Origin of the sequence: Bacillus sp. FSL W7-1354, from assembly GCF_038002405.1 — a bacterium.
GTDB classification, from domain to species: Bacteria; Bacillota; Bacilli; order Bacillales; family Bacillaceae; genus Bacillus; species Bacillus paralicheniformis.
Genome location: NZ_JBBOCL010000001.1, coordinates 2,116,147 through 2,128,798, shown reverse-complemented (window position 1 = coordinate 2,128,798; position 12,652 = coordinate 2,116,147). Strand labels below are relative to the sequence as shown.

Sequence of the window (12,652 nt, the reverse complement as noted above, 5' to 3'; positions counted from 1 at the left end):
CGACGAATGCATGTAAATCGTAAAAAAAAATCCATAATTTTATTCGGAAAAAGAGATTTTGATTTCAACGGAAAGCCGTGTATAAATCGTCAGTTCGGTGACTTTCGCTTTGTACGTTTTATCGTTTATCGTATACTCTTTATTTTCAATCGTCCGCTTTAAAAGCTCCTTCGTCCGGTAGACGCTTTCGATATCCTTTGTGATGACATCGGAAATATTATCCCGGATATGCTCTTCAAAGTTCATCATGTCGGGCTGTGACAATTTGTATTGCTTGCCGTTGATCAGCTTGACGTCGACGCTTTGAATCAGCAGTTTTCTTTTATTGTCTTCATTCAGCTTATGAAGGTCCTCCCGGTAAATGGTGATCTGGTCATTTAAATCATTGATGCGCTCTTTCTGTTCTCTTATCAAGACGACCTGCTTCTCCTGAAAGGTGCCGTATGTAAACAGGAACACGACCCAGCTGATGATGGCTCCGCACATCATTCCCGCAAAAAAACGCTGCCAACCCGGTTTTTTATAATAAGGAGGGATTCTCATGAGGAAATATGCTCCTGTGTGAGCCAATTGATGATCAGATAACCGGTCTGCGCTCCTCCCATCGCCGAAAGAATCAGGAGAAGCTGTTTTACGATGTCTCTCGTATTGCCTTCGATAATGCCCCTTTCAAAGCTGTAGACCGCGTCAAACGTGCCGCCGATTGCCGCAACCAGCGCCCAGATTTTTAGACGGTTTGCGAGGCTTGTAATAATCGTTAAAGGCGGCTGTCCCGACAGATAGGCGCCGATCCCTCCGATTAAGCAACCGCCGAGAAGCACTCCTAGCGCAATAAAATAACAGCTGATAAAGTTTGGAAAAAAGGGCTGTTCAGGATCCATTCCGATCACCTCACCTTATCACACTATATGGATAAAGAAAGACAAGTATGATTGTTGATCAAAGAAAGAACATTTGTTTCTCATTCGATCCCATCATATAATGAAAAGAGACGGCTCGAAAAAGGAAGGGGTGACAGAAATGCCTTTTGTTCACCTGCAAGTACACAGCGGTTACAGCTTATTAAACAGCGCCGCTTCCGTAGAGGACCTCACGGCCAAAGCCAAAGAGCTGGGCTACAGCGCAATGGCGCTGACGGATGATGAGGTCATGTACGGGGCGGTGGAATTTTATAAATCATGCAAAAAACGCGGCATCAAGCCGATTATCGGGCTTACAGCCTCAGTTTTAACAGATGAAAAAGAACAGCTTTCATATCCGCTCGTTCTTTTGGCGAAAACAAACAAAGGCTACCAAAACCTGCTGAAAATCAGCAGCGTGTTGCAGTCGAAATCAAAAACCGGCATCAAAGAAAAATGGCTCAAAAGTTATCATGAAGGGCTCATTGCGCTGACAACGGGCGGGACAAGCCATGTTGAAGCGCTGTTGAAAGAAGGGCTGATCGAAGAGGCGAAGAACGCCGCCCTCCGCTGTCTTTCGATCTTCGGAGAGGGCAGCTTTTATTTGTCGTATCAGCCGTACAAGGGCGACCCGCTTCTTTCTGAACGCATTCTGGAGCTCAGCGAACATACGGGAATTCCGATTGCCGCAACCGGCGATGTACGCTACATCGAAAAAGAGGATGCGGCAGCTTATACGTGTTTAAAAGCGATTAAAGCGGGCGAGAAGCTGAACGAAGACATGAAGGCCAAAGGAGATCTGCATCTTGAGCTCAAGCCGCCCGCTGAAATGCTTGACATTTACAGGGATCGTCCGGACGCGTTGGAGAATACAGTCAAAATCGCGGATCTGTGCCAGGTGGACCTGAGCCTTGGCCAGACGCGCCTGCCGAAATATCCGGCGCCTTCCGGCAAGAATGCTGACGATTATTTGGCTGAGCTTTGCTTTCTCGGACTGAAAAAACGGTTCGATGCCGCTCCGAGGGAGTATGTCGAACGGCTTGAGTATGAGCTGAAAGTGATTCGCGACATGGCGTTCAGCGACTATTTTTTGATCGTCTGGGATTTCATGAAGTTCGCCCACGACAACGGCATTATCACAGGGCCGGGGCGGGGGTCGGCGGCCGGCTCTCTCGTCGCTTATACGCTGTTTATCACAGATGTCGATCCGATCAAGCACAAATTGCTGTTTGAACGGTTTTTAAATCCGGAGCGCATCAGCATGCCCGATATCGATATCGATTTTCCAGATACGAGAAGGGATGAAGTCATCCAATACGTGAAAAATAAATACGGGGCACTGCACGTAGCGCAAATTATCACGTTTGGTACATTGGCCGCAAAAGCGGCGCTCCGGGACGTCGGCAGGGTGATGGGCATCAGTCCGAAAGAAGCCGACCAGCTGGCGAAATTGATTCCGTCCAAACCTGGAGTGACGCTGAAAGAGGCGAGAGCTCTTTCTGTTGAACTGGACAAGCGCCTGAACGGGTCCAAGAAGCTTCAGGACATATTTAAAACGGCTCAGAAAATCGAAGGGCTTCCGCGGCATACGTCCATTCATGCGGCGGGCGTCGTGTTGAGCGAGGAGCCGCTGACGAATATCATACCGATACAGGAAGGACATGACGGTGTATATTTAACGCAATATTCGATGGGCTATCTCGAAGACTTGGGACTATTGAAAATGGATTTTCTCGGCTTGCGCAATTTAACGCTCATTGAATCGATCAAAACGCTGATCGAAAAAAGCGAGCGGGTCACCATCGATTTTTCGGCGATTCCCTATGAAGATGAACAGACGTTTAAGCTGCTGTCAGAAGGAGATACGACAGGTATTTTCCAGCTCGAATCAGCCGGCATGAGAAACGTTTTAAAAAGGCTCAAGCCATCAAGCCTTGAAGACATTGTCGCTGTCAATGCCTTGTACCGCCCGGGCCCGATGGAAAATATCCCGCTGTATATCGAACGAAAGCACGGACGGGTTGCCGTGTCTTATCCGCACGAGGATTTGGCCGAGATTTTGAAAGATACATACGGCGTGATCGTTTATCAGGAACAGATCATGATGATCGCATCGCGGATGGCGGGTTTCAGGCTTGGAGAAGCCGATCTTTTGCGAAGGGCGGTCGGCAAAAAAAACAAGGAAATTCTCGATACAGAGAGAAATCATTTTATTAGTGGATGCTTGAAAAAAGGGTATTCCGTACAAGCGGCTAATGAAGTATACGATCTGATTGTAAAATTCGCCAATTACGGTTTTAACCGGAGTCATGCGGTTGCATACAGCATGATCGGCTACCAGCTCGCTTATTTAAAAGCGCATTACCCCCTCTACTTTATGTGCGGCCTCTTGACGAGTGCGATCGGAAATGAGGAAAAGCTTGCTCAGTACATCTATGAAGCGAAAGGGAAAGGGCTGCATGTTTTAGGTCCTTCCATTAATAAGAGCGGCTATCCGTTCGTCGTGGAAAACGGGGCGCTGCGCTACAGTTTAAGGGCTGTTAAAGGCGTCGGTATTTCGGCTGTGAAAGAAATCTACAGGGCGAGAAAAGAAAAGCCGTTCGCAGATTTGTTTGACTTTTGTGTCAGGACTTCTGTGAAAAGCGTGAACCGGAAAACGATTGAAGCTTTAATTTTTGCCGGAGCAATGGATGAATTCGGTGAAAACCGGGCCACTTTGCTCGCTTCTGTCGATGTCGCGCTGGAGCATGCCGAATTGTTTGCAGGAGACAATGATCAGCTCGGCTTCTTTCTCGATGAAGGCTTGACAATTAAGCCGAAGTACGCCGAGACGGAAGAAATGCCGCTCGTCGACCTGCTGGCACACGAGAAGGAGACGCTCGGCATTTACTTTTCTGACCATCCGCTGAGCGTTCACCGCAAGAAGCTGGACCGTGCAGGTGCGCTGCCGATTATTCAGCTGCTCGCCTCCAGCCGTAAAAAGGCGGCTTTGGGCGGACTTTTGACGAAGATGAAGACGATCCGTACAAAAACGGGACAGACGATGGCTTTTCTGGAGCTGAGCGATGAAAGCGGGGAAATCGAAGCGGTTGTTTTTCCTGAACAGTTCAGACAGCTTTCCCCGATCCTGGAAGAAGGCGTATCGCTTTTTGCAGAAGGACGTCTTGAGACAAGGAATGAAAAGCGCCAGCTGATCATCGCCGGGGCATCGCTTGTCGAATCGCTTCATGCTAAAAAGCAGCCGTCCGTCTATATTAAAGTGGAGGAAAGTCAGCACACCCACGATATCTTTAAGAAAATCAGCAGCATCCTGCTTGAACACAAAGGGGAAACGCCGGTCTGCGTCTATTATGAAAAACGGAAACAAACGATGCAGCTGCCGGAAAGCTACAACATCAAGGCTGACCACGCTGCCCTCTACAGACTGAAAAGCGTTGTAGGTGAGAAAAATGTCGTGCTCAGATAGCAGGTATTTTGAGCATTATTGATCAAAAAAGCGGTTAATTGTGTTATCATTTTTAAGATTCTAGGGTTCTTCTTACAAGAATCTTAAGCAGAAAACGAAGCAAAGTTTTTGGCAAAATTCCCTTGAAGGAGTGTTTGTTAACATGTCATTGAAAGAAAAAGCGCTGCATATGCACAAAGTAAACCAGGGCAAATTGGAATCAAAATCAAAAGTGCAGGTTCGCAATGCGGATGATTTAAGCCTTGCATATTCTCCGGGTGTGGCTGAGCCCTGCAAAGCGATTTACGATGATAACAGCAAAGTATACGATTATACAATGAAGGGAAACATGGTAGCAGTCGTCTCGGACGGAACGGCAGTGCTCGGCCTCGGCAATATCGGCCCTGAAGCCGCCCTTCCGGTTATGGAAGGAAAAGCGGTTCTTTTCAAAAGCTTTGCCGGTGTGGACGCTTTCCCAATCTGTTTAAATACATCTGATGTCGACAAAATTGTTGAGACGGTCAAGCTGCTTGAGCCGACATTCGGCGGCGTCAATCTTGAAGACATTGCAGCGCCGAACTGTTTTGTCATTGAAGAACGCCTCAAAAAAGAAACAAAAATCCCGGTGTTTCACGATGACCAGCACGGTACTGCAATCGTTACGGTAGCCGGTCTCGTCAATGCGCTTAAGCTGTCCGGCAAATCGATGTCTTCCGTCAAAGTCGTGGCAAACGGCGCCGGAGCAGCGGGAATTGCCATTATCAAGCTTCTTTATCATTTCGGCGTGCGCGATATCATCATGTGCGACACGAAAGGTGCGATTTACGAAGGCCGTCCGAACGGCATGAACGCTGTTAAAGATGAAGTCGCAAAATATACGAATAAAAACCGCATAGACGGATCGCTCAAAGATGTGATCAAAGACGCCGATGTCTTTATCGGAGTTTCCGTCGAAGGCGCTTTGACAAAAGAAATGGTTGAAAGCATGGCTGACAAACCGATCATCTTCGCCATGGCGAATCCAAATCCAGAAATCATGCCTGCTGAAGCGCATGAAGCCGGAGCAAGCGTCGTTGGAACGGGACGCTCTGACTTCCCTAACCAAGTGAACAACGTTCTCGCATTCCCCGGCATCTTCCGCGGGGCGCTCGACGTCCGCGCGACACATATTAACGAAGAAATGAAAATCGCCGCGGTTGAGGCGATCGCATCACTCGTTTCCGACGAAGAGCTGAGCCCCGAATATGTCATTCCGGCTCCGTTCGATCCAAGGGTCGCACCGGCCGTTGCCAAAGCGGTAGCGAAAGCCGCGATGGAAACAGGTGTTGCACGAATCGATGTCGATCCTGAAGAAGTCGCTGAAAAGACAAGAAAGCTTGCAGTAATTGAAGGAAAATAAAACTCCATTTTTGTGATCAGCGCGTGATTGCTCTGGCCTAAAGAGCCGTCACGCGCTGTTTCTCGAATATGATGTACAGTTTTTCCTCTTATTGGGGACACTTGTAAGGGAATATGCGGGCTGTAAAAAATTTTTTCAAATCGCTTTTCCAGACTTTTGTATCCGCTCTCAAGGCTGATATATCAATTTGTCAGTCTCTAACCGCATCAAGTGCGATTCGGCTGTTTGCCGGTCAAAAATGTCGAATTGAGGATGACACCGTTTGACAAAAAAAGTACAATAGTTTCGGTATAGTGATGTTCTAGTCTATAAACAGGACAGGCATACATGAAGAAAACCCTTCAGAAAAGGGAGGTAATCTTTTGTTAAAAGATATATTCAGCAAAAAGAAAAAAAAATACGCTTCCGTTCCCGCGGAATCAGCAAAGCAAGATGTACCGGAAGGGATCATGACAAAATGCCCGGATTGCAAAAAAATCATGCTCACAAAAGAGCTGGATAAAAACTTAAGGGTCTGCATGAACTGCGGTTACCATCTTCAAATGAACGCGAAGCAGCGTATAAAAAGCCTGCTGGACGATGGCTCCTTTGAAGAATTCAATCAGGATATGATGTCTGAAAACCCGCTGGAATTCCCAGGATACCTTGAGAAACTGCAAAAAGACCGGGAAAAAACATCGCTGAATGAAGCGGTTGTCACCGGAAAAGGGACGGTTGACGGATCTCCGGCAGTCGTTGCCGTGATGGATTCATCTTTCAGAATGGGAAGCATGGGGTCTGTCGTAGGCGAAAAAATTACGCTGGCGATCGAAAAGGCAAGAGAAGAAAAAGTGCCTTTCATTATTTTTACCGCATCAGGCGGTGCGAGAATGCAGGAAGGCCTTCTCAGCTTGATGCAAATGGCTAAAACAAGCTCCGCTTTAAAGCTGTTCAGTGAAGAGCAGGGCTTGATCATTTCGGTGATGACACATCCGACAACAGGCGGTGTATCCGCAAGCTTTGCATCTCTCGGCGATTACAACCTTGCCGAGCCAGGCGCGCTGATTGGCTTTGCCGGAAGAAGAATTATCGAACAAACCATCCGTGAAGAACTGCCTGAGGATTTTCAGACTGCGGAATTTCTGTTAAAGCACGGACAGCTTGATTCCGTCGTTCACAGAGCAGACATGAAAAAAACGCTCGGCAGCATTTTGAAAATGCACCAAACTGGAGGTGATCTCGAGTGGCTGGAGAATTAGAATTTGAAAAACCGGTGGTCGAACTGCGTGAAAAGATCGCCGAATTGAAAAGGTTCACACAGGATTCCGATATGGATTTAAGCTCTGAAATTACGAAGCTTGAAGCTCGTCTTGAAAGGCTTGAAGAAGACATTTATACAAATCTGAAAGCCTGGGACAGAGTCCAGATTGCGAGGCATCCGAACCGTCCGACAACGCTCGATTATATCGAACATCTTTTTACCGATTTTTTTGAATGCCACGGAGATCGATATTTCGGTGATGATGAAGCGATTGTCGGCGGAATTGCCAAGTTCCGGGGCCTTCCTGTGACAGTGATCGGCCAACAGCGCGGCAAGGATACAAAAGAAAACATCCGCCGCAACTTCGGAATGCCGCATCCGGAAGGCTACCGCAAAGCGCTCAGGCTGATGAAGCAGGCCGATAAATTTAACAGGCCGATCATCTGCTTTATTGATACAAAAGGAGCATACCCTGGAAAAGCAGCTGAAGAGCGGGGGCAAAGCGAAGCAATTGCCAAGAATCTTTTTGAAATGGCGGGACTCTCTGTGCCGGTCATCTCGATCGTCATCGGGGAAGGCGGCAGCGGGGGAGCGCTTGCGCTCGGCGTCGCAAACCGCTTATTGATGCTGGAAAACTCAACTTATTCGGTGATCTCTCCCGAGGGAGCGGCTGCTATCCTCTGGAAGGATTCAGGACTCGCGAAAAAAGCGGCAGAAACAATGAAAATCACCGCTCCGGACCTTAAAGAATTGGATATTATAGATCATGTTATAAAAGAAGTAAGAGGCGGAGCACACCGCGATGTAGAGCAGCAGGCCGCCTACATCGATGAAGCGCTGAAAAGCGAGCTTAAATCCTTGCTGAAACTGGATAAGAACGAGCTGATTCAACAAAGATATAACAAGTATAAATCAATTGGAAAAATTTCGACTGAAAACCAATTTGTTGGGATAAAATAAATAAACGTGAGGCCTTTGGCTCACGTTTATTTTTTATGGATAAAGGTGAAAAGTGAAAGGATTGTGTCTTTCACCCGCGATTTTTCAAAGAGTTTGCTTAAAATTTATTTAAAAACTTTTTGTTTAATTGTATAATGAGTAAGGTTTTATAGGGATTTTCGGAAAATTTTCATCCCTTTTTCATTGTTTTAGCGGCAATGAACGTGTTAAGGTAAATTATATATGTTTTCGAGGTGAAAAAGATGAAACGTATCGGAGTATTGACGAGCGGCGGAGATTCCCCGGGAATGAACGCGGCGGTCCGCGCGGTTGTCAGGAAAGCGATCTACCATGACGTAGAAGTATACGGAATTTACAACGGGTATTCAGGTTTAATCAGCGGAAAAATAGAAAAGCTTGAAATCGGTTCTGTCGGAGATATCATTCACCGCGGAGGAACGAAGCTATATACAGCAAGGTGTCCTGAGTTTAAAACGGTAGAAGGACGGGAAAAAGGAATAGCGAATTTAAAAAAATATGGTATAGAAGGATTAGTCGTCATTGGCGGAGACGGTTCTTATATGGGAGCGAAAAAGCTGACAGAACACGGTTTTCCTTGTGTCGGAGTGCCGGGAACAATCGACAATGACATCCCTGGAACAGATTTGACGATCGGATTTGATACGGCGTTAAATACCGTTATCGATGCCATCGATAAAATCAGGGATACAGCTACATCCCACGAACGTACATACGTGATTGAAGTAATGGGCCGCCATGCCGGGGACATTGCTTTATGGTCAGGTTTGGCAGGAGGCGCGGAATCCATTTTGATCCCTGAAGCTGACTACGATATGGAAGAAATTATTGCGAGGCTGAAAAGAGGGCATGAGCGCGGCAAAAAACACAGCATCATCATTGTGGCGGAAGGCGTCGGAAGCGGCGTTGAATTCGGCAAAAGAATTGAAGAAGCCACAAATCTCGAAACTAGAGTATCGGTGCTTGGACATATCCAGCGCGGCGGTTCTCCGACTGCAGCAGACCGTGTATTGGCAAGCCGTCTAGGGGCATTTGCGGTTGAACTGCTTCTTGAAGGAAAAGGCGGACGCTGTGTCGGAATTCAAAATAACCAGCTTGTGCATCATGATATCATTGAAATACTCGATCATAAACATACAATTGATCAAAGCATGTACCGCTTGTCTCAAGAACTGTCAATCTAGTGTAAAACCCGAGGAGGAAGCAATATGAGAAAGACTAAAATAGTTTGTACAATTGGGCCGGCCAGCGAAACTGTTGAAAAGCTCACCCAGCTGATGGAAGCCGGAATGAACGTGGCGCGCTTGAACTTTTCCCATGGAGATTTCGAAGAGCACGGCGCAAGAATTAAAAACATTCGCGAAGCAGCCGGCAAGCTGGGAAAAGATATCGGTATCCTTCTTGATACGAAAGGTCCGGAAATCCGCACGCACACAATGGAAGGCGGTTCAATCGAACTGGAAGCGGGTTCTCAGCTGATCGTGTCAATGGAAGAAGTCATCGGTACGCCAAAAAAAATCTCAGTTACATATGATGGGTTGATTCACGATGTATCAATTGGTTCAACGATTTTGCTTGACGATGGACTGATCGGACTTGAAGTCACAGATGTCAACAAGGACAAGCGTGAAATCGTCACAAAAGTAATGAACAGCGGAACGCTGAAAAACAAAAAAGGCGTGAATGTGCCGGGCGTCAGCGTCAATCTTCCGGGAATTACGGAAAAAGACGCTAACGACATTGTGTTCGGTATCGAGCAGGGTGTTGATTTTATCGCGGCATCTTTTGTGCGCCGTCCGTCGGATGTTCTTGAAATCCGCGAACTTCTTGAAGAGCACAATGCGGCAGATATTCAAATCATTCCAAAAATCGAAAACCAGGAAGGCGTTGACAACATCGATGCCATTCTTGAAGTATCAGACGGTCTGATGGTCGCACGTGGAGACCTTGGTGTTGAAATCCCTGCTGAAGAAGTGCCGCTCGTTCAAAAAGAACTGATCAAAAAATGCAATGCGCTTGGCAAGCCTGTTATCACGGCTACCCAAATGCTCGACAGCATGCAGCGCAATCCGCGTCCGACACGCGCGGAAGCGAGCGACGTTGCCAATGCGATCTTTGACGGAACTGACGCGATTATGCTTTCAGGTGAAACTGCTGCGGGAAATTACCCTGTTGAAGCCGTTCAGACGATGCACAATATCGCTTCCCGTTCAGAAGAAGCGCTCAACCATAAAAAGATCCTTTCTGCACGGAGCAAGCAAGTCAGCATGTCAATTACAGATGCCATCGGCCAGTCTGTGGCGCATACGGCAATCAACCTTGACGTGAATGCCATCGTCACACCGACAGAAAGCGGTCATACGGCGAGAATGATTTCCAAATATCGCCCGCAGGCGCCGATTGTCGCAGTTACGGTAAATGATGCGGTTTCAAGAAAGCTGTCTCTTGTCTTCGGTGTTTTCGCAACAAGCGGACAAAACCACAGCTCGACTGACGAAATGCTTGAAAAAGCAGTGCAAAAATCTCTCGACACAGGCATCGTACGCCACGGCGACTTGATCGTTATCACGGCCGGAGCTGTCGGTGAAGCCGGCACAACAAACTTGATGAAAGTGTATGTTGTCGGAGACGTGGTCGCAAAAGGCCAGGGAATCGGACGCAAATCCGCGTTTGGTGAAGTGGTCATCGCTCAAAATGCACAAGAAGCGGATAAAAAAATGAAAGATGGCGCCGTTTTGGTTACAAAAAGCACGGATCGTGACATGATGGCGTCCCTTGAAAAAGCGGCTGCGCTGATTACTGAAGAAGGCGGTTTAACCAGCCACGCAGCAGTCGTAGGCTTGAGCCTCGGCATCCCTGTCATCGTCGGAATGGAAAATGCGACTTCCATTCTCAAAGAGGGAGAAGACATTACGGTCGACTCCGCCCGCGGAGCTGTTTACAAAGGACGTGCAAGCGTACTTTAATCGCTTATTGAAGAAGAAGGGAAGCTTTCCCTTCTTTTTTTGCAGGCGACAGGGCGGCCGTTCGCTTCCATATTAGAATTATGAGGTGAAGACAATGAAGTTTTTCTTATTATTTCTCGTCATTTTTCCAGCGAGTGAAATCGGTCTGTTCCTCTTGTCCGCTAATTGGATCGGTGTCTTGCCGACCGTTTTGCTGATCATCTTGACGGGATTTCTCGGGGCCGCTCTCGCCAAAAAACAAGGAATCGAAGTTTACTACAAAGTTCAGCGCGATCTTCAGTATGGAAAAATGCCTGGGGATGCGATTTTGGACGGGCTTTGTATTTTCATAGGCGGCATGCTGCTTTTGCTGCCCGGCTTTTTATCGGATATCATCGGTTTACTGCTGCTGCTGCCGGCAACGCGCAGCCGTTTCAAACCGTTCATATCCCGCAAGCTGAAGAGGATGTCTGAAGGCAGGCGGATCAACATCATCAAATAACCCGATAAGCGGCGGCCCGCATTGGAAAAAGCAGGCTGCCGCTTATTTTTCATTTCCTTTAATAAACTGCCATACGTCTTTAAAAATACCTGTTGTAAAGAGAGCCTGAATGAGAACGAGAAGGGCGGGGCCCATGATCAATCCGAGAAAGCCAAACAATTTGAAACCGGCAAACAGCGCGATCAATGTTCCCAAAGGGTGAAGTCCGATTGACCGGCTCAAAATCTTCGGTTCGGCCAGCTGCCTGAAGACGAGCACGACGATGTACAGGACTCCGAGGCCGATCGCAAGCGGCAGCTGCTTGGATGCTGCTAAATAGACGATCCACGGCACAAATACAGACCCCGCTCCCAAATACGGCAGCAGGTCGACCAGCCCGATGAGAAAAGCAATGGCGACAGCATGATTAACCTTCAACACAGAAAGCCCGATCAACACCAGCACCATCGTCATCGCCACAAGGGTAAGCTGGGCCTTCACAAAGCCTGCCAGCGCTCTTTTCAATTCCGCATAGACAGCCGCTGCACCCGAGATCAGCCGATCAGGAAGAACAGACCGCGCCTTGTTTTGTATTTTATGCAAATCTTTGCTGATAAAAAAAGTGGCTAGGAGCGAAAAGATCAGCACGGCCGCCATATTCGGCAGAAAGGCGAAAAAGAGGGGCACCATCTCAAGAATTTTTGAAAGAAACAAAGCGGTGCCTGATGCGAGTTCACTGCCCAAATTTTGGACCTGTGTAATGATCGATTCCTGCTGGGCGGCTTCGAGCCCGTCAAAAAAAGCGGCAAGCTGATTATACAGCGGCATGATTTGATTCGTAAAAAAAGATTCGATATAAAGAGCGGCTTTATTAAACTGGACGGGGAGTATTTTAGCCAAATGAGCCGTTCCAGAGACAATCTCGGCAACGACCAGGGTCAAAAAGCCGGCTCCGGCGATCAAAAAGCCGCATAGCACGATGCCGACATTAACGCCTCTCGGGAGCCCGGTCCGCTTATCGAGCCATTCCACAAAAGGGTTGATCATGATGGCGAGAATAAGCGCAATCACAAAAGGATAGGTTAACGGAAAAGAGTAGTAGCCGACCGCTCCGCAAGCAGCGGTCAAAAACAGCACATACACTGCCCGAAGCGCAGCTGTGAGATAGGATTGATTCAATTCTGCATCCTCCTGATATTAGAAAGCATGTCCTTATTTCATTTTATTCTTGAGTCCTGTTATTATGAGAAAGGTCATAAAAAAAT

Annotated in this window: 10 protein-coding genes; 7 read left to right on the top strand and 3 right to left on the bottom strand. The window is 47.5% G+C overall.

The genetic code is table 11. The features are described from left to right. Nucleotides 1-39 precede the first annotated feature (39 nt). Together ytrI and MKZ04_RS10775 are read right to left on the bottom strand one after the other, a co-directional pair. Nucleotides 40-543, bottom strand: a complete 504-nt coding sequence (gene ytrI, locus MKZ04_RS10780) for a sporulation membrane protein YtrI (RefSeq protein WP_026579084.1) — start codon at nt 541-543, stop codon at nt 40-42. After that, a complete protein-coding gene (locus MKZ04_RS10775) occupies nt 540-881 on the bottom strand; it encodes a YtrH family sporulation protein (RefSeq protein WP_003184343.1) in 342 nt (113 codons plus the stop codon). Before MKZ04_RS10775 ends, ytrI begins: the two co-directional genes overlap by 4 nt. 139 nt (nt 882-1,020) lie before the next feature. Here MKZ04_RS10775 and dnaE point away from each other — a divergent pair, with 139 nt between their 5' ends. From dnaE to MKZ04_RS10740, 7 genes are all read left to right on the top strand, one after another. Further along, on the top strand, nt 1,021-4,365 hold the full coding sequence (gene dnaE, locus MKZ04_RS10770; RefSeq protein WP_145623958.1) for a DNA polymerase III subunit alpha: 3,345 nt from the start codon (nt 1,021-1,023) through the stop codon (nt 4,363-4,365). Between the two features lie 142 nt (nt 4,366-4,507). Next, complete coding sequence (locus tag MKZ04_RS10765) at nt 4,508-5,743, top strand: NAD(P)-dependent malic enzyme (protein WP_020452564.1); 1,236 nt, start codon at nt 4,508-4,510, stop codon at nt 5,741-5,743. A 362-nt stretch (nt 5,744-6,105) separates the two neighbouring features. Beyond that, a complete protein-coding gene (gene accD / locus MKZ04_RS10760; protein ID WP_020452563.1) occupies nt 6,106-6,981 on the top strand; it encodes an acetyl-CoA carboxylase, carboxyltransferase subunit beta in 876 nt (291 codons plus the stop codon). After that, complete coding sequence (gene accA / locus MKZ04_RS10755) at nt 6,966-7,943, top strand: acetyl-CoA carboxylase carboxyl transferase subunit alpha (protein ID WP_023855491.1); 978 nt, start codon at nt 6,966-6,968, stop codon at nt 7,941-7,943. The genes accD and accA overlap by 16 nt, the downstream gene beginning before the upstream one ends. 242 nt (nt 7,944-8,185) lie before the next feature. After that, the gene (gene pfkA / locus MKZ04_RS10750; protein ID WP_020452561.1) at nt 8,186-9,145 is read left to right on the top strand and encodes a 6-phosphofructokinase; all 960 of its coding nucleotides are present in this window, start codon (nt 8,186-8,188) and stop codon (nt 9,143-9,145) included. 24 nt (nt 9,146-9,169) lie between these two features. Beyond that, on the top strand, nt 9,170-10,927 hold the full coding sequence (gene pyk / locus MKZ04_RS10745) for a pyruvate kinase (protein ID WP_128823544.1): 1,758 nt from the start codon (nt 9,170-9,172) through the stop codon (nt 10,925-10,927). Nucleotides 10,928-11,021: 94 nt separating this feature from the next. Further along, nucleotides 11,022-11,408, top strand: coding sequence for an FxsA family protein (locus MKZ04_RS10740; protein ID WP_020452559.1), 387 nt, complete (start codon nt 11,022-11,024; stop codon nt 11,406-11,408). Between the two features lie 42 nt (nt 11,409-11,450). Here MKZ04_RS10740 and ytvI read toward each other — a convergent pair whose 3' ends face one another. After that, entirely contained in the window at nt 11,451-12,566 is a 1,116-nt protein-coding gene (gene ytvI / locus MKZ04_RS10735) for a sporulation integral membrane protein YtvI (protein WP_020452558.1), read from the bottom strand. Nucleotides 12,567-12,652 lie beyond the last annotated feature (86 nt).